The following is a 19,891-nucleotide window of genomic DNA, read 5'->3' as shown; positions in this document are numbered from 1 at the left end:
AAAATTCTTTTTTTGATAAAAGGTTGGGGTAAAATGTTTATGTTCAAATCATGAATAGAAATCTATTAATAGCGTGTTTTTTTAATCTGTTGATTATCAGTGAAAATTGTTGTATTGATAATTTATGCCTTGAAAATACATTTATTAATAATCTAATCCTGTTAAGGATTGTTGGTATTGAGGCAATAATGTCAAAAAGTATTCAACGGTTTTTTCCAAAGTTTCATGCGAACGCCCACCAGCAGCATTTTTATGCCCACCACCATTAAAATGTTTTCTCGAAAATTCACTGACTGAAAAATTATCTACCGAGCGAAATGAAATTCTAATCATATCATCTCTTTCCGTAAAAATAGCGGCCATGACAACTCCTTTTATTGAAAGTCCATAATTGACAATACCTTCTGTATCACCATTTTTTGAACTAAATTTTGCTAAATCTTCTTTTGATATCGCCATGTAAGAAACATTGTATTCAGGTAAATAAACTAACTTCTCACCCAAAGCAAAGCCTAAAAACTTCATGCGTTCAAAAGTATTACTATCAAATATTTTGCGATGGATTTGATTGGTTTGGATACCCATCGCTATCAATTCTCCAGCAATTCGGTGAACTTCTTGTGTGGTGCTATCAAACCTAAACGAACCAGTATCTGTTACTAAACCAGCGTAAAGGCACTCAGCCAATGGCATGTCAATCAAATCTTTGTCGCCGAGTTTTTCGATTAATTCATAGATAAGTTCGCAAGTAGCCGCCGATTTTTCACTCCAATAAACAAAGTCGGCAAAGTTTTCGGGTTGTTGGTGGTGGTCAATTAAAACCTTTTTTGCGGTAGAATTTTTTACAAATTCTTCCATGTGTTTGATGCGATTAAGTGCCGAAAAATCAAGACAAAATATTATATCAGCTTCTGAAATAAGTGTTTTTGATAATTCTTGTTTATCACTTTCAAAATTTATTACCTCTTTTTCTCCTGACATCCAGCGTAGGAAATCAGGGTAATCGGTTGGGGTGATGACAGTTGGGAAATGCCCTTTTTTCTTTAAATAAGCGGCTAAACCCAACGATGAGCCGAGTGCATCGGCATCTGGGTTTTGGTGCGTCGTGATGACGATTTTTTTGGGTAAAGCCAAAAAATCGTTAAATTCTTGTAGCTTTTGACTCGATTCTGTAAAAAATTCCTGCATAACTCTACAAAGGTACAAAGGAATGATGGGAAAACAAAAATGGAATACTGGTTGAGTGAAATCAAGGTTTTTATTCGCAATTTAAAGAAAAAAAACACTTAATTATTAGGTTTCATCTACTCAAAAAATATTATCTTTACATAGATAGCGTCAATATGCAAAAACATCTTCTATTTTTTGTCTATTTTTTTACAGGTGCGTTAGGCATTTGTCAATCGCCTTTACGCTTGTCGTTTCATCATCTTACTCGTGAAAATGGACTTTCAAATAATAATATTCTCTATCTCTATAGTGATTCCCGTGGCTTTCTGTGGTTAGGGTCGCACAATGGACTTAATCGTTTTGATGGTATCAATTGTAAGGTTTATAAAACCTCAAATTCAACTATAAAAGGGACACAAATAAAAAATATCATCGAAGATAAAGAAGGAAATCTTTGGATAGGCAGTGATGTTGGTTTGAATTTTTATGACCGAAAAAAAGATATTTTTACAGCCATTCCTTCACCAAATAATGAAAAAACATTCTCCTCATTTCCACACGCAATTGATGACAAAGGATTAATTTGGGTAGTGTTACACCACATCAATCAAGTTGGACTTTATACCTATGATCCAATTTTAAAGAAATATACTTTTATTACAGATAAGGTATCTGAGCAGCTTTCAACCAAACAAAATACTGATTTTCAAGCAATAAAGACTATCTATTGCGGTGGAGAAAATGATATAGGTCTTCGGAAAGTTTCTATTAAAAACAATAAAGTGACGAAAATTGAAGATTTTTTTGATGGAAAAAAACAAAGTTTGCCAATTTTTAAAAATATAAAGGAATATATCTTAGCTGAAAATGATTCAACATTATGGATTACGGGTGATAATCAAGGACTTGGCTTGATGAAGTTTAATCCATTGAAAAATACTTTCCAGTCATTTACAAGTTATGAAAAAAACAAAATCCCTATTCTTACTCAAGCAGTGAGTTATAAAAACTATTTACTCATTGGTGCGACAGAAGGCCTATATGTTTTTGATAAAAAAGAACTAAAATTTGTTCAACTTATTCAACATTCTTCTACCAATGTTAATAGTTTAATGGCAAACTGGAACGAGATTCTCTATATTGATAAAAATGACAATTTATTTCTTTCTCAGCTTGGTTTTGGTGTTGATTATACAAATCTCAATCGTGTCATTGCCGAGAATTGGGTGACACCTGATGAGGGTTTTAGTGATAATCATGTTGCTTATATTAAAAAAAGAGGTAATACCGTTTGGGCAAAATTACAAAATGGTGGCACTATCGTATTAAATGAGAATGGGCGGGTGATAAATAAATATAATGAAGTATTGCTTTTAATCGACACGGATAACAGAGTTTGGTTGACAAACGGCCAATATTTTTTAATAGTGAATTCCATTGGAAAACAAACTAAAAAAATACTTTTTAAAGAATTAGCAGGAAAGCTGGGTTGGCAGCCTTTGATGATAGAAATTAATCGTGGGAGTTATTTAATAGCCACAGAAAATGGACTTTATGAATATAATGAACAGGCAAATAAACTACATCCACTTGAAGATTTTAATCAAGAAAAGACCATCGCTAACTCACCTATTTTTTTTGATAAAAATACCAATCAACTCTTTGTTTCGGCCAATTGGTGGTCGGTTTTTTATGTATTAGAGAAAAAATCGAATAATTGGGAAGTAAAAAAGCAATTCAAGTTTCCATTTACGGTTGTGGCCATTAGACCTTCAAATAAACCACAAAAATTATGGTTAGGTACGAATAAAGGCTTAGTGCTTTTTGATACAAAAACATTTGATTATCAAGTGTTTACGGAAAATGAAGGTTTGCCAGATAATTCTGTAACTGATATAGTCGAAGAAGCAAACGGAAATTATTGGCTTGTAACAAACCGAGGTATTGCATACTACAATAATTTTAAAAAAACATACCAGAGTTTTACTTCAAAAGATGGAGCTTATTCAAATGAATATGATTGGAATTGTGCCTTCAAACTTTCGGATGGACGAATGGTTTTTGGTGGAACGAGTGGAATTACCCTTATCAACCAAGATGCTATCAAACGTTATGGTGTGAAACCTAAAATACAGATCACACAATTGATGGTCAATGAAAAACCTTTGAAAACTGAAAGATATATTGGTGAAACTAACGAAATAGAACTCGAAGCCAACCAAAATTCTTTTGCTTTTGATTTAGTAGGTATTGAATATGGTTTTCCTCAAAAAGTTAAAATTCAATATCAATTGCAAGGGTCTGATAGGCAATGGATTATGGTAAATAATCCGGCAACTGTGCGTTATAGCAATGTAGCTGAAGGAACACATCAATTGATGGTTAAGGCTATTGATGAAGATGAAAGAGTGAGTTCGGAAATTAGAACCCTGACGGTAGTTGTCAATGCTCCTTTTTATCGGACAATGTGGTTCCGTTTTTTATTATTAACTGGTTTATTAAGTCTTGGTTATTTATTGTATCACCTCACAATCAAACAAATTCAAGAAGAAACACAGAAAAAAGAAGAAATTCGACGTATAAGGGCAGAAGCAGAAATCAATGCTTTGCGAAGTCAAATGAATCCACATTTTATTTTCAATTGTTTAAATACCATTGATTCCTATATACTATTGAATAAAACTGACGAAGCGAGCGAATTTTTAAATAAATTTTCAAAATTGATTCGCATGATTCTTGAAAATTCAAGACAGGAATTTGTGCCACTCGAACAAGATTTAAAAGCATTAGAGCTTTATATCAAACTCGAACAAGAGCGAAGTTATCAACAGTTTACTTATGACATTACGCTTGATAAAAAACTACAAGAAGAAGAGTTTTACATTCCTTCGATGATATTGCAACCTTTCGTAGAAAATGCCATTTTGCATGGGCTAAGGCATAAAAAAGATGCCATCGGCGAGCTTTTTATCAATGTGCAAATGGCTGATATTCAAGAATCTAATAAGTCGGTGGTAATACATATCATTGATAACGGCATCGGGCGAGAAGCATCGCAAAAAATTAATAGCTTGACAAGCATAAACAAACACTCGGTTGGAATTAAATTGACAGAAGAACGGATTCAAAAATTGAGTGAAATTTACCCAAATATGGCTTATTTGAAAGTTAAAGATATCAACGAACCCAATGATAAGGGAACGATTATAGAAATTGGCTTACCATTATTGACACAGCAGAATATTTATTAATAAAGCAAAAGTGTATGACATATACAATACAATAAAGCCTAACCTAAAAATATGATAACTGCCCTAATTATTGATGATGAGCCTTCGAGCTTAGAAGCCCTCAAATTAAAGATTCAGAAAGTGACCTCTGACATCGAAATTATTGGCACATTTTATTCGGCAAAAGAAGCCTTAAATTTTATGGAAGACCTTGCTCCTGACTTGATTTTTTTAGATGTTGAGATGCCAGAAATGGATGGATTTAGTTTTTTGGAACAATTCTCGACCCGAAGTTTTGAAGTGATTATCACAACCGCACATGACGAATATGCCATCAAAGCTGTTAGACAAAGTGTAATAGATTTTTTGCTTAAACCAGTGAATATCAGTGAATTAAAAGACGCAATTGAACGCTTGAAACAAAAGTTAAAGGCAAAACAAAAAAATGAAAAATCATCTTATCAGAAACTAAATGCACAGTTTGATAAGATTCCTATTCCTTCGATGCGAGGTTTATTGTTTGTCCCTGTAAAAGAGATTTTGTATTTAATTTCGGAAGGAAATTATACGACAATTTTGATGGAAAATAGTCAAAAAATCGTTTCTTCTCGCAATTTAGGTGACTATGAAAGTTTACTTGAAAACCTCCATTTTTTTAGGATTCACCATTCTACAATTATCAATTTGAGTCAAATTAAAGAATATTTAAAAGGAGAGGGAGGTAGTGTAATTCTTTCAGATGGTACAGAACTTGACGTATCCAAACGTAAGAAAAAGGAATTTTTGGAACTGATTGGTTTTTAATTTGCCATTTATACACTCATCACGCCCACTTAGACAATCGAGTGAGTGGATGATTGTTTTAAATCTCATTTTTAGGGTAGCAACTAAAACATGATGAAGCGAGATTACCTCAAAAAATTTCAATATAAAATATTGATTTGGCTAATTTTCTTATTGATGATCTTGGCAGGCATTGGGCTGGTTATTTTGTAGATTTTTTCAAATTTTAATATAATAACTATGAAACCTAAAAACATTGGAGTAATAATAGTCTATATTATTGCTTTGTTAGGATTAGTCATTGCTCTTCTATTGTGGGGAAGAGTTCATCAATGGTTTGTAGGAGAGTGGGTAAAAAAAGCAAAAGAAAATTTTTATGTCAAAGGACAAGATTTGTTTTCTCCAACCCACGAAAAAGTCGTATTAAGAGGTGTGAATTTAGCTTTTAACCCATCTGACAAAGCAAAAGCTCTAAACATGATTCGTTCAATTGACTCTACAAAAGCGAATTGCATCCGTCTGGTTTTAAATACTGACTTTATATCCACAAATCCATCATTTTTTGACGATTTAATTACTGAAACTGCCAAGTTCAAGATGATTCCGATTGTTGAGTTGCATGATAAAACTTGTCAAGCTCTTACTAAAGCGAATATTGATTTTTTGGTCAACTTTTGGTTAAATAACCCTACATTACTTAATATTTTAACAAAACATAAAAAATATTTGATACTCAATATTGGAAATGAAGTAGGTGATTTTGAAGATAAGCCAAATACCGTTATAGCCGATAGCTTGTTTAATGCTTATAAAAGTGGCATCACAAGGCTCAGACAAGCAGGCCTAAAAATGCCAATTATGATTGATGCTCCGTTCTGTGGAATAAACATAGATGCTGTTGAGTTAGCGGCTACCAATCTCATCAATCATGATAGTGAAAAAAATATCCTTTTTTCACTTCATTTGTATGATGACGATGCTGTAAATAGTAGTTATGTTGAAAATACAATTTTGTTAGATACGTACAATAAAAAAGTACCTTTTGTAATAGGTGAGTTTTCTATTGCAAAAGATTGTGACCCTGCTGCACCAGCTTTAGATTATCAGACAATGTTAAGGGTTTGTCAAGAAAAACAAATCGGTTGGCTTGCTTGGACATGGTCAAATGTCGGACTTAGCAATAGTAATAATCAAGACTGTGCGGTAGATGCTGACAATAGTACACGCACAAACATGACTAAATTATCGGGCAATTACAAAGATTTGCGAGGTTGGGGCGAAATTGTAGCGAAAACCAGCCCATATAGTATTCAAAAAACGGCTATTCGTCCTCAATTTTAAGAAAAAAATGCTTCTTTAGATGGTTTTTTCTTTCATGTACAGACATAACTGTGCCAATTATACATGTTTGTTAGAATGATATGATAGAAACCAATATTTTTTATAGTGGTTTTTTATATCAAAGTACGATAAGAGAGTTTAGAAAACTAAAGCTTAGTTCATGAAAACCACATCGGAGGTTGAATTAAAATTTATCCAAATGAGATAATGATATTGGAAGCAAATGCTAACTGTACTTTGCTTTACTTGCAAGGTATTTTATCAGACTTTCAGAGCTGTGATGAATATGCTTTCTATCAGGTTTGAAGTCTAAAATACATAAATAGAAAAGTGACATAAAACTGTAATTTATTCAATATCAAGAAATTTATTTACTTTAGTAGATTGTTTTTTTGATAGTTATATCCCTAATTTCTGATATAAATTTCTTGTTTTGAAAAATATAAAAATCCTTTTGGCCGATGATCATCAAATGTTTCTTGAAAGTATGAGTTTATTGCTCAATACTATCGACGGCTTTGAATTAGTTACAACGGCTGCCAATGGACGTGAAGTTTTACGATTGCTCGACCTTCACCAGATTGATATAGTATTGTGTGATTTGCACATGCCTCTCATGGGTGGGATAGAAGTGGTTTTGCAAATACGCCAGCAATTTCCTTCGGTGAAAGTGCTTATTCTTACCATGTCTGATGCCGCTCCTGATATTCGGGCAGCGTTGCAGGCAGGTGCAGGTGGTTATTTATTAAAAACTTCTAATAAAAATGAACTTGAAAGTGCCATTATAGGCATTACGAATGGTTTACCATATTTTAGTAATTCTGTGATAACGAGTCTTGCCAAAACACCTATGGGGAATGATTCGTATAATCAGCTCGAAAATGATAAAAATATGACTTTGTCGGACCGTGAATTAGAAATATTAAAGTTAATTGTGGCCGAAAACTCAAGTACCCAAATAGCCGAAAAACTTTTTATTAGCTTCAATACGGTTGAAACGCATCGCAAGCATATTTATAAAAAATTGGGGATTAATTCTTCGCTTGGGTTGCTGAGGTATGCTCTTCGAAATGGCTTGGTAGAGTAATAACATCTTAAAAATCACGTAAATAAAGTCAGGTTTTTAAAATCAAATAAACGGTTGTTCCTTCACTAATTTCGGACTGTACACGTAAATCAGCTCCAATAGATTTGGCTCGATGGCGAATGTTTTTTAAGCCCATTCCTTCAATAACTTTGTTTTTATCAAAACCTTTCCCATTATCAGATACAAACATAATTAATTGATTACCAGTGGTTTGTATTTCGATTTGTGCTTGAGTTGCTTCTGCGTGTTTTTGTATGTTTTGACATAATTCTAAGCAAATTGTGTAAAGATTAAAGGCAATTGCTGCATCCATTTTTCTACGAGTGGTATTTTGCTCAAATCCATTTAGATTTAATTCAAATTGTGTTTGTTTACCTAAATTTAAGCGAATAACAAGTGCTTGCAGGGCATGCTCCAAACCTTCTTTTTCAAGTTCGACAGGTAGCATATTATGCGAAATTTTACGAACTTCTCGGGTGGCATTATCCATCATTTTCAAGACATTTTCATACATCTTATTTTCCTTGTCTGTTTGGGGTTGAATGGTCTGTAAGCTAACCTTCACAGAAGCTAAAATACTGTTTACGTTATTATGCAGTTCGGAAGCAACTCGTTGTCTTTCATTAATTTGTCCTTTCATAAGTGCTTCTTTTTCCAAAAAACGACCTTTTTGACTCAATGCAAGCATAAAAAATAATAGTTCAATTGTGGTGCCTATGCACATATAAACCGACGGGATATTCCAAAAATTGTATGAAAAATCATACCGAATGCGATTGATAAAAAACATAATAGCATAGCCTAAAAACATAAAAAAATAACCATAAATGATATATTTTTTATACGAATTGCTGGTTTTTAATAACGAAAGTACAATCCCAGTCGTACTCAATAAAATAAAAATTGTCGTAGCTCCGAGGACACTAAATGAATGTCTAAAGACAATCCGTTGATGTAAAACCAGAAATGTTCCGAATGTAAAACCAATAAATAATAAGATGTAAATGGCTAATAATATTCTTGAAATTTGATAAAGTCTTGGTTTTTGGGTTCGTAAATCGAACATTGTTGAGAAAAAAAGCAAATATCCACAGGCTAAAACCAGTTCAAGAGTTAATTGAAATGGATGCAAAAGTGGCATAGAATTAGGCAATATTTTAAAGTCTAAATTGAGCTCAGCTACTCTAAGAACTATTAAGAGGGAGGGAATAATTACAATAAGGTAATATAAAATAGCTTTATCTTGATAAGAATAAAATTGCAAAAAGCCATAAAATAAACCAAAAAGCAAAAAACAAATCGTAAGAAAATACATCAAAAAGAGAGGTATTTGATTAGAAAAAGCCTCGTTTTTTAGTAGAATAGCAGTTTTTGTAGAAAATAACTTTAAAAACAAAAGTTTATGCTGTAAGTGAAAAGTATCAAAAACAACCCTAATGAAAATTTGACAAGAATCCTGAGGTAAAATGCTTATAGGTAAACTGTAAGCCGAAGAGGAGGTAAAAGATTGCGAAAATCCACCCCCTTTTTCGGACCTAATTACCTTATTTAATCTAACTTGGTATAAATCTAAAAAAAACTGCTTTTGGAGATTTACAGTCAAATGGATGGTATCTACTTTCTTATTAATTATTTTAAATTTCAACCAACATACATCTGAATAGGAAATAGTATCAAGGATGTTTTTCTTAAAAGGTGTAAAAATTTTAGTTTGAATCGCTTCGAGTGTTAGTGACTTGGTTTTATCCTTATACACTTCTGAATATTGACTAATATCTCCTTTATCCAAGTTATCATCTTCTGCAAAAACAATGGATTTTTGAGAAAAGGATACTTCGACAATCATCATCCACAATGTACAGAATAAAATAACTTTCATGGGGCTGATCTATAAATTTCTATAAATCTACTCAAGTTTTTTTATAAAAATCAAACTATTTGCTTCAAAATCACCGAATTCGGTGATGCGAAATCACGGAGTTAGGTGATTTTATTAGATATTTTTTAGGTGGAAATTTGTCGAAGTAAAGTAAGGTAATTTACCATTGATGTACCCAACTCAACTACTTTCATACCCACCCATTTACATAAACTCATAAAAAGTGAATGATATTGAGCAAATAATTTTATGATAATTTTTGAATTTAATCTATGAAACTCATGAAGATAATCTACAAAATCCTGATTTTTAATTTATTAGTTCAAATCAGTTTTGGGCAATCTGTAACGATTGACCCACGTAATTCAAAGATTATTGATAATAAATCTTCCATTGGAGGAGTATTAGTCCCACGAATGACAACTACCCAACGCAATGCGATTCAAGGTACAGTAGAAGGGCTTTTAGTTTATGATACTGATGCAAAAACATTTTTCTATATAAGAAATGGTATATGGAAAAGCATTAATGGGGAAATAACATTGCCATTTTCTGGGGCTTATAGCAATGCTATCACAAGTGCCTTCTCGCTTCTAAATAACGATAACTCAACAACTGCAAATGCAGGGAAATTTGAAGCACCGTATGGAATTGGTGTGCATGGTATAGGTGGTGATATTGGAGGGAAATTTATATCCGCAGCTGGCAGGGGTATTTATGCCGAATCTGGAGGTGGAGGTTTCGCTGGTGAGTTTTATGGGGGAAATGGTATAGGGGTAAAGATAGATGTAAATGGAAATATCTATAACTCTTTGGTTATTCCAAGAGGTAAGGTTGGTATTGGTACACTTACACCCTCAGCTCTTTTTCAGGTCAAAGGAAGTATTAATGATTATTTGTGGGAAACCACTGCCAAAGAAGCTCCAAATACCAGTGATATTACGGTTGGATTAAGAGTAAACCAACAATATGTCAATAGTCCTGAAACCGCTAAAGTAATGCTTGGAACAAAAAGTAATCATGCCTTCAATTTATTTACTAATGATAACCATGCTTCGCCTGATATGACAATATTTAATGGAAAAGTAGGTATCGGTACAGAAACCCCAACGCATCCATTAAGCTTTTCAAATACGTTTGGTAATAAAATCAGTTTTTGGAAAGATGCAAATTCAACTGACCACTATGGTGTAGGTATTGAAGAGGGTTTATTAAAATTTTATACATCAGGACAAGATAGAGTCGGAATGGGCTATCACACAGGGAATAGTTTTATTGAAAAATTCACTTTTAAATCAGGTGATGGTAGAATTGGAATTGATAACACAGACCCCATTGCTCCATTGAGTTTTTCGAATGTTTCGGGTAATAAAATCAGTTTTTTGAAAAATGAAGACTCAAATAAATATTTTGGACTCGGTATAGAAAATAGCACGTTGAGGATTCATACGGCTGGTGAAGACAAAATTGCTATGGGTTTTTATACAAATTCAAATAATTTTTGGGAGAGCCTCACAATAAAAACAGGTTTTGAAACCAAAGTTGGAATTAATAATGATAATCCAATAGCTCCTCTTAGCTTTAATCATTTGGAGGGGGAGAAAATAAATTTATCTTACTATAGTCCAGAAAGGCAGAAGGGGATAACTTCCTCTTACTATGCTTTAGAGTTTTATTCTCAAAATCCTAATGATGAAGGCGAAATAGCTTTTGGTTATAAAAATGAAAATAACTTTGAGCCAACCATGACATTGTTTTCACAGACCGGACAACTTGGAATCGGAACAGATAATATATCAGATTTAACAGGATATAAATTGGGTGTAAACGGAGCAATACGGGCCAAAGAGATAGTTGTAAACTCTAATTGGGCAGATTTTGTATTCGAGAAAGACTATAAACTACCCAATCTACACGAAGTTGAACGATTTATTGCTAATAATCAGCACCTTCCAAATATTCCATCGGCAAAAGAAATACAAAAAAATGGCGTAGCATTGGGTGAAACACAAACACTCATGATGCAAAAAATTGAAGAGCTGACTTTGTATATCATTGAATTAAATAAGAAAATAGAGCTATTAGAAAACAATCAAAAACGATAAGAAAATGAAAAAAATACTATTCTTTCAAATCTTTTTTTGGGTGTTTATTTTTTGTTCGTTCAATATAATAGCTCAAAGAAATATTCCTGTTGATTTAGCTCAACAGCTTTCTGGCAAAAAAAAGTTTGCAGATATTGAGAAAACAGTAAAAGATTATTATTCTGAAAAGATTAACCAAAGAAATACAAGACAGCAACCTATAACTGAAGAAAACCGTGCATTAAAGCGTTGGAACAGGTACTTTTGGTATGCTTCTCGTCACCTTAATAACGATGGCGAAGTTGAAGATATAGCCAAAAGAACCTATGAATTTATAGAACAAGAGAGGAAAAATAATCAAAATAAAAGAGCTACGGGAATAGCTAATGGCAATTGGACATCCTATGGACCACATTTTATTGATAAAGGGAGTGGGAGAGTTGATCGTATTTCTTTTCACCCAACTAACCCAAACACAATGTATCTAAGCACCCCAGCAGGAGGAATTTTTAAGTCTTTTGATGCTGATGGCACTCAAGGTGAATCAATAACCGACTATTTCCCTGTTTTAGGATTTTCGGGTGTAGTTGTTGATTATAACAACCCTGAAATTTTATATGCACTCTCAGGTGATGGTGATTCATTTACCGGTGGATTCGTTAAGGACTTTGGATTTTTAAAGTATTCACAAGGCATTTTTAAAAGTACGGATGGAGGTAGCACGTGGTTTTTAACGGACACTTTATCCAAAAGTAAGTATGTCGGCTGGCAACTGAAACAACATCCTGCAAACCCTAATATTCTTTTTGCATGTACGAGTAAGGGGCTTTATAAAACTATTGATGGAGGAAATATTTGGAAAGTAATACCCATACAACATGGAACAAATAAGATTGATAGTGCATTTGTTTGGGATTTAGAGTTTAAGCCAAATGACCCTAATACAATTTATATTTCTTACAACAATGACACAGGATTTGCAAAATCAACAGATGAAGGAGAAACTTTCACCAATGTCAATACCCATGTCGATTGTGTGGGATTTCTTCGAATAGAATTAGCTGTAACGAATACTGCACCAAACAATGTTTATCTTTTGGCTGGAAAAGGGGAACAAGAAACTAATCCCAATTGGAATCCATTTATCGGTTTATTTATTTCTACAACTTCAGGAAATAGTTTTGATAAAAAAAGCAACTCACCAAATATTTTTGGCACAAATAAAGGCTCTGGTGGTTTAGCTCGTAGTCAAGCAGATTATGATATGACTTTGTTTGTTAATCCATTAAATATTAATCAAATATTAGTAGGTGGCATTACAATATGGCGGTCGGATGATGGAGGAAGTACATGGCAAGAAAAAACAGATTGGACAGGAGAATTTGGAGATAGTGATTTTGTTCATGCCGATATACACAGCATTATTCAAAGCCCTATTAACCAACGTATTTATGTTGCTTCGGATGGTGGTATGTCATATTCAGAAGATATGGGTGATACTTGGATACAAAAACATAATATCAATGCCTCTCAATTTTATAATATAGAAGGTAATAATCAATTTAATCAACTTTGGGGGGGATTGCAAGATAATGGAATCGTTCAATTTAACGATGATGAAAGCGATAATATATATAATTATTACACTTTTGATGGGGGCGACGGTTATGATGTTCTAACAGACCATACCAATGGGGATAATAAATATTGGACTACAAATAAATCGGTATATACGAATGGACCGAATTTTACCAAAACTATTACCCCCCCTGGTGATGCCACGTTTTTCAAAATACTTGCGATGAACCCTGTTAATGAAAACGTGATATATGTAGGTAGTGGAATGGGGTGTTATAAATCTATCGATAAAGGAGAAAATTGGGTAACTTTGTTAGGTAGTAACAATTGTGCAGGGGTACTAATAGCTTGTCCTAATCTTCAAAGTAGAATTTATACAGGAGGGGGGCGTCAACTTTTTAGGATTGATAATACTACTGTAACGACACTATCAATAACAGATTCCTCTGATTTAGCCTTTCCAAGAAACGATGTATTAATTTCAGGAATAACAGTAGATCCTAATAATGCTAATAAAATTTGGGTGACCATAGCTGGTTATTACAATCACCAAAAGGTATTTTACTCTGCCGATGCAGGAGCAACTTGGCAAAATATCAGTGGTTCATTGCCTAATTTACCTGTTTTTTGTATAAAATCAGATGGAACTGACAATCTTTATATAGGTACTGATACAGGTGTATATTATAGAAATGTTATTAATGGGAAGGACTGGATACCATTCTTTAATGGTTTACCAAAACTCTCTGTAACTGATTTAGAGATACGGTTAAATTCACAACTTAATTACAAAAAAGAAATTCTTGCATCCACGTTTGGTAGAGGTATTTGGCGTTCAGACACTTACTCAAATTGTGTTACAACCTTAACTTTAACAGATAGTCCAAATGGACAATTTGGCTATTCCGCAAGTCAAACTATCCATTCAAGCCAAAACCTAAAAGGGACAATTGGAACAGATGTAATTTATAAAGCTGGAACTGAAATTAGATTGACAGATGGCTTTAAGGTAACATCTGGAGCTAATCTCAATGCAAAAATATCACCCTGTAATTAATTTTACTATGCAAAAAATCTATCCCTTCCTTATCCTAAATCTATTATCCCAAATTGCTTACGCTCAATCTATTACGATTGACCCCAATGCAAGTACAGGTTTGTTAGATGCAAAATCGACAACAAAAGGTATTTTGATACCTAAAATGAGTACAAGCCAAAAGTTAGCAATAGTAAATCCAGTGGAAGGATTGATGGTTTATGATACTGATGCCAAACAGTTCAGTTATTGTTTGAGTCCTTCTTCAGGTTTTCCTATTTTAGTAAATTGTAGTTGGGTAAATTTTGGAAATGTCCAAGTCCCAAGTACTGGTTGGATACTCGATGGAAATGATGTGAGAAACACAAATGCAGGTAATATTGGCATAGGCACGCCCAACCCTGTTCAAAAACTTGAAGTGAATGGCAATATTAAGGCTAAAGGGCTATTTATGCCAATAAAATATATTCCAAAAAATGTAAATTACTTTGTAGCTGATGGCGATTACACCATACTTGTCGATGGAGAAGGTGCTTGCATTTTTATGGAAGTGACCTTGCCTAATGCGGCATTAAACTTAGGGCGAATATTAAATTTTTCAATGCTCAATTATATTAATTTTTGTAACAAGCCCAACTCCATCTCATTTAAAGACCATTTAGGTAATTTATTAACAAGCATTTCAATATATGATAATGTTTCATCATACAGAAACAACATGACGCTTCAAAGTACAGGAACAACGTGGGTAATTATATCTGATAATTGGGTACGTTAAATATTGGACTAATCTCCCACTTATTCAAAAAAATGATACATATATACATTCTTTTCATAGGAAAATACTTTTAATAATATTTTTGAGCAATTTATAATCTATAGAATAAACATGGAAAAAACACTCCAAAACCGAATCGTTTATTTTTTTATATTTCTTCTGTTCATCAGCTTTGGTGGGTTTTATAAAACCTACCTTATTAAATTTCCTGATTTTGAGGGCTTTAACTCAGCTCATCATTTTCATGGAGCAGTGATGCTGATATGGATTCTAATGTTAATCGCCCAGCCAATTTTTATCAGAACCAAAAATCTGGAATGGCATAGATTAGTGGGTAAAGCTTCCTATCTCGTGTTTCCGTTATTAGTTCTTTCTTTTTTTCTCGTTGCTCGGGCAGGTTATTTAAGAAATATTAAAACCATCAGCGAAGCCGATGCTTTAGCAGGTATGACAAATGGTATTCCTGATATGATTTTTATAAGCATTTTATATGGCTTAGGTATTTATTACAAAAAGAAGACAACTTTTCATCTAAGATTTTTTGCAGCTATCGGCTTGATGATCATGGGGCCAGGTTTAGGAAGATTTTTAATCGTTTTTTGTAGTTTACCTTTTCAAATAGCGATACCTATTATGATTGGACTCACCAGCGGAGTTGCCCTGATTTGGATGATAATTGATATAAAAAACAAAAAATCCTTTTTCCCAATGGCTGTTTTCCTTTTAATTGGATTTATGGCAATGTTTATCGGAGTAAACAATCATTCACTCTGGTGGCAATCTTTTGCAAAATGGTTTGCCCATACTTTTTTCTAAATCAAAATTATACCCATGAAAACTCAATACCTTTCTAATCTCACCCCTTTAAGGGGCATTGCTGCTTTATTGACAGTCATTTTTCACGTTGACTTAATGCTTGGCGGAGGAGGTTTTCTGCTAAAGCTCAAAGATTCATTGCTACTTACCAGAATGTACCTGATGGTAGATTTCTTTTTTGTATTAAGTGGTTTTATCATGTTGCATGTGTATGGACAATGGTTTAAAGTATCGACCCAAAGCTCTGATTTTAAACGATTTACCATTGCTCGTTTTGCCAGAGTTTACCCATTACATTTTGTTACGCTTGTCTATTGCATATTATTAAAAGTAGTTTTTACAATGGCAGGGGGCATTGATAATAGCCCAATTTCAGCCATTAGTAATAATTATGCAGCTATTCCGAGTCATTTATTATTGATTCATAGCATGAATGTGAATGAATGGTTTACATGGAACAATGCTTCTTGGTCAATCAGTACTGAATGGTGGATGTACATGATTTTTCCTTTTTTAGTCAAACCATTTTCAAAATTGACTACATTAGGTCGAGTGATTGTAGTTTTGGCCTGTTTGGCGGGGTACTTGTTGATTACTTTTTATATTGTTCCCATTGTAACAGTTCCCGCATCTATTTTCTTCACTCAGGTCAATCCATTAGATTATGGCATAAATGTGTCATATCAATATGGTTTTTTACGTTGTGTTTTTGGTTTTGTATTGGGAATGATAATGTATCAGGCTTATAATGAGGCATTTGTAAAAAAAAATCTTAGGAAATGGCTACACCTTATTAGTACTGACTTTGGGCTTCTTTTTATGCTTGCATTTTGCAGTACCAGATATTTTTTCAGTTAGTTTCTTTCCATTTATCTTGCTTTCTGCAGCGTATGGAAGTAAAAATATGGATGCATTATTTGGTACAAAACCCTTACAACTAATCGGTGATTGGTCGTTTTCAATCTATTTGGTTCATCAGCCGCTTCTTTATACTATTGGTTCGGTTTTCGCTTATCTGAACCCACCACAAAAAGACGGAAGCCCGGCTTCTCCACCACCACAATTTGACATATTTACAGCTTGGTTGATTTGCTTGGTTTTTATCGCTATTACCTTAGTTATTTCCTACTTAACTTATCGTTTTGTCGAAGTACCTGCTCGGAAAAAAATTAATCAACAGTTTGGTGATGTCAAAGTTTCTTTGGTTTAATAAGATTTAAAATAGAAGCAATTATCAATTTATTTATTCAATAATAGAATCATGGAAAAATCTTATAAAAATATCAGCTATCTTTTTATACTTATTTTAGGAGTTATATTCTTGGGTTTCTTCAAAACTTACTTTGGGCTTTTTCCCAACTTCAAAGGAATTCCAACGCTTCTTCATATTCATTCCTTTGTAATATTATTATGGATAGTCATGTTGATAGTGCAGCCTTTTTTGATTCGCTATAAAAAATATGAATGGCATAGAATGGTAGGCAAAGCATCTTATTTTCTTGTGCCACTCTTGGTTTTTGTAGTTATTTTGGTAGTCAGGGCCTCACAAACAAAAATAATGAATTTAGCTATTTTTGCCTTTGCTTGGTCAGATATGACGTTCTTTGTTTTAACCTATACTTTGGCTATTTTCTATCGAAAAAAAGTATCTTATCATGCTCGATTTATGATAATGACGGTATTACCTTTTATCAACCCTGCCATTGGGCGTTTGCCACAATCGCCACTACCTGGGCCTGCTATCGGACTTCTGATAATTGTGAGTTTACTCGTTTATGAAAGATTTAAGGCTAAAATTTATAAGCCATATTTATTTAGTTTAGTAGGTTTTTTAGCAATCTACCTTTTCTTTAATCTGATGATTACCAATCCCCTGTGGGAGCAATTTTGGGGATTGTTTTTCAAATAATCATTTGAAGATATCATTATAAGCAAACTGTTTCCAAACATTGCCAAGAAAATGTCTTGGCAATGTTTGGAAAATAATCGTATTTATGCCAACTGTGGTTCTTTTATTGCCAACTGCCCACAAGCAGCATCAATATCTTTGCCTCGACTACGGCGAATATTGACGATTACGCCTTTATCTTCTAAAAACTTGGCAAATTTCGTTAATTTATCTTCCGACGTATTTACATAATCAGCTTCGGCAATCGGATTATATTCTATGATATTGACTTTTGCAGGTACTTTCTTAGTAAATTCCCACAACTCTTTCGCATCTTGCAATGAATCGTTGAAATCATTGAATACGATGTATTCAAAAGTGATTCTATTGCCTGTTTTTTTATAGAAATAATTCAATGCTGTTGCTAAGTTTTGTAAAGTGTTGCTTTCGTTGATAGGCATAATTTCATTGCGTTTCACATCATTGGCAGCGTGAAGCGACAAAGCCAGATTGAACTTCACTCCATCATCACCCAATTTTTGAATCATTTTTGCAATACCTGCCGTGCTGACCGTGATTCGCTTAGGCGACCAATTTAGCCCATCAGGAGAAGTAATATAATTTACCGATTCGATAAGTCCAGCATAATTGAGCAGTGGCTCTCCCATACCCATATACACGATGTTGGTCAATGGCTGACCATAATGCTCTTCGGCTTGTTGTTTTATCAAAACTACTTGGTCATAAATTTCTGCTGCGTCAAGGTTTCGCTTACGGGCCATGTAGCCCGTTGCACAAAATTTACAAGTCAGCGAACAGCCAACTTGCGATGAAACACATGCTGTCATGCGGTCATCGGCAGGAATAAGAACACCTTCAACCAGATTCCCATCAAAAAGTTTGAAGCCCGATTTGATGGTTCGGTCATTGCTTACTTGTTTTTTTAGTACTGAAACAGCTCTAATCTCAAAGTTTTCTTTTAGTAATTCACGAGTTTTCAATGAAAGGTTTGTCATTTCATCAAAATTCGTGGCTGATTTCTTCCAAAGCCATTCTGAAATCTGTTTTGCTCGAAAACCCTGTTCGCCATTTGCCGAAAGCCAAATTTTAATTTGGTCGGTTTTGAGTTTTCTTATATCTTGTTTGTCCATTTGCTACTAACGATTACACATCTCGCCCAAAGGGAGATATTAATATATTATGCAAAGTTCCGAAATATTCGTTGGTTTTACCAAGAATAATGAATTATCATAGAAAAATAGTAGTTTTGCCCTCCTAAACCGTATAAAGATTTAGAAATTGTTAGATAAAACATGAAAAAATTCGAAAATAAAGTAGTTTGGATTACAGGAGCATCGTCAGGTATTGGCGAAGCCACAGCTTATCAGTTTGCCAAAGAAGGAGCCAAATTGATTCTTTCCGCAAGACGTGAAGACGAACTTTTAAGGGTAAAACAAAATACAGGCTTACCAACAGATGCAGTATTTATTTTGCCAATTGATGTGGAGAAAATTGAAGAAATTCCACAAAAAGCCAAGCAAGCCGTCGAATATTTTGGTAAAATTGATGTACTTTTCAATAATGCGGGTATTTCGCAGCGAGGGTCTGTTTTGGATACCGATATGGCGGTTTATCAAAAAATAATGAATCTCAATTTCTTTGGAGTGATTGCCCTTACAAAAGCTGTTTTGCCATTTATGCAGCAACAGAAAAGTGGAAGTATTGCCGTTACGAGCAGTATTTCAGGAAAATTAGCAACGCCCATGCGTTCAGGCTATTGTGCTTCTAAACATGCTCTTCATGGTTTCTTTGATGCCTTACGTTCAGAAGTTTATCAAGATAATATAAGTGTAACATTGATTTGTCCAGGTTATATTCATACCAATATTTCGTTCAATGCAGTGGCGGCAGATGGAAGTAAATTTGGTAAGATGGATGAAAACCAAGCCAATGGTATGTCGCCAGAAGACTGTGCTAGTCGAATTGTGGAAGCAATTTATAAGCAAAAAGAAGAGGTTTATATGGGCGGTAAAGAGGTTTTGGGTATTTATTTAAAAAGATTTTTTCCAAGATTATTATCAAAAATTGTACGTGGTCAAATGCCGAGGTGATAAACTATTGTTTTTTTGGTTTGGAAATATATTGATAGCCATTAAGAACAATAATAAATAGCGAATATTCTAATCATAGAAAATAATGGAAATTTTAATTTCGATTATCA

Annotated in this window: 13 protein-coding genes and 1 pseudogene; 11 read left to right on the top strand and 3 right to left on the bottom strand. The window is 33.7% G+C overall.

Annotation, left to right across the window (positions count from 1 at the left end):
- Positions 1–144: 144 nt before the first annotated feature.
- Entirely contained in the window at positions 145–1,188 is a 1,044-nt protein-coding gene (locus ACQUQZ_RS19300; RefSeq protein WP_435356727.1) for a DHH family phosphoesterase, read from the bottom strand.
- A 155-nt stretch (positions 1,189–1,343) separates the two neighbouring features.
- On the opposite strand from ACQUQZ_RS19300, the gene ACQUQZ_RS19295 reads away from it, so the two are divergent.
- The 4 genes from ACQUQZ_RS19295 (at position 1,344) to ACQUQZ_RS19280 (ending at position 7,611) form a co-directional block, all read left to right on the top strand.
- The gene (locus ACQUQZ_RS19295; protein WP_435356726.1) at positions 1,344–4,421 is read left to right on the top strand and encodes a histidine kinase; all 3,078 of its coding nucleotides are present in this window, start codon (positions 1,344–1,346) and stop codon (positions 4,419–4,421) included.
- 51 nt (positions 4,422–4,472) lie between these two features.
- Positions 4,473–5,204, top strand: a complete 732-nt coding sequence (locus ACQUQZ_RS19290; protein ID WP_435356725.1) for a LytR/AlgR family response regulator transcription factor — start codon at positions 4,473–4,475, stop codon at positions 5,202–5,204.
- A 219-nt stretch (positions 5,205–5,423) separates the two neighbouring features.
- Positions 5,424–6,524, top strand: a complete 1,101-nt coding sequence (locus ACQUQZ_RS19285; protein ID WP_435356724.1) for a cellulase family glycosylhydrolase — start codon at positions 5,424–5,426, stop codon at positions 6,522–6,524.
- A 433-nt stretch (positions 6,525–6,957) separates the two neighbouring features.
- Positions 6,958–7,611: a response regulator gene (locus ACQUQZ_RS19280; RefSeq protein ID WP_435356723.1), complete on the top strand. Its 654-nt coding sequence runs from the start codon at positions 6,958–6,960 to the stop codon at positions 7,609–7,611.
- A gap of 28 nt (positions 7,612–7,639) precedes the next feature.
- On the opposite strand, the gene ACQUQZ_RS19275 is transcribed toward ACQUQZ_RS19280, so the two are convergent.
- Positions 7,640–9,490 carry a sensor histidine kinase gene (locus tag ACQUQZ_RS19275; RefSeq protein WP_435356722.1) on the bottom strand — a complete coding sequence of 617 codons (1,851 nt, stop codon included), beginning with the start codon at positions 9,488–9,490 and terminating at the stop codon, positions 7,640–7,642.
- Between the two features lie 281 nt (positions 9,491–9,771).
- Here ACQUQZ_RS19275 and ACQUQZ_RS19270 point away from each other — a divergent pair, with 281 nt between their 5' ends.
- The 6 genes and pseudogenes from ACQUQZ_RS19270 (at position 9,772) to ACQUQZ_RS19245 (ending at position 17,691) form a co-directional block, all read left to right on the top strand.
- Positions 9,772–11,595 carry a hypothetical protein gene (locus ACQUQZ_RS19270; protein WP_435356721.1) on the top strand — a complete coding sequence of 608 codons (1,824 nt, stop codon included), beginning with the start codon at positions 9,772–9,774 and terminating at the stop codon, positions 11,593–11,595.
- 4 nt (positions 11,596–11,599) lie between these two features.
- Positions 11,600–14,209 (top strand): VPS10 domain-containing protein, encoded by a 2,610-nt coding sequence (locus ACQUQZ_RS19265; RefSeq protein WP_435356720.1) that lies wholly within the window; start codon positions 11,600–11,602, stop codon positions 14,207–14,209.
- A gap of 7 nt (positions 14,210–14,216) precedes the next feature.
- Positions 14,217–14,966 carry a hypothetical protein gene (locus ACQUQZ_RS19260; protein WP_435356719.1) on the top strand — a complete coding sequence of 250 codons (750 nt, stop codon included), beginning with the start codon at positions 14,217–14,219 and terminating at the stop codon, positions 14,964–14,966.
- A 111-nt stretch (positions 14,967–15,077) separates the two neighbouring features.
- A complete protein-coding gene (locus tag ACQUQZ_RS19255; RefSeq protein WP_435356718.1) occupies positions 15,078–15,782 on the top strand; it encodes a hypothetical protein in 705 nt (234 codons plus the stop codon).
- 15 nt (positions 15,783–15,797) lie between these two features.
- Positions 15,798–16,992, top strand: a pseudogene (locus ACQUQZ_RS19250) (acyltransferase family protein).
- A 51-nt stretch (positions 16,993–17,043) separates the two neighbouring features.
- Complete coding sequence (locus ACQUQZ_RS19245; protein WP_435356717.1) at positions 17,044–17,691, top strand: hypothetical protein; 648 nt, start codon at positions 17,044–17,046, stop codon at positions 17,689–17,691.
- Between the two features lie 83 nt (positions 17,692–17,774).
- On the opposite strand, the gene rlmN is transcribed toward ACQUQZ_RS19245, so the two are convergent.
- Complete coding sequence (gene rlmN, locus ACQUQZ_RS19240; protein ID WP_435356716.1) at positions 17,775–18,821, bottom strand: 23S rRNA (adenine(2503)-C(2))-methyltransferase RlmN; 1,047 nt, start codon at positions 18,819–18,821, stop codon at positions 17,775–17,777.
- A gap of 162 nt (positions 18,822–18,983) precedes the next feature.
- Here rlmN and ACQUQZ_RS19235 point away from each other — a divergent pair, with 162 nt between their 5' ends.
- Positions 18,984–19,781, top strand: coding sequence for an SDR family oxidoreductase (locus ACQUQZ_RS19235; protein WP_435356715.1), 798 nt, complete (start codon positions 18,984–18,986; stop codon positions 19,779–19,781).
- Positions 19,782–19,891: the final 110 nt, after the last annotated feature.

The organism is Emticicia sp. SJ17W-69 (assembly GCF_051209875.1).
Taxonomy (GTDB): Bacteria; Bacteroidota; Bacteroidia; order Cytophagales; family Spirosomataceae; genus Emticicia.
Note: the sequence above shows the minus strand (reverse complement) of the source record. Positions and strands in the feature narration are given on the sequence as shown.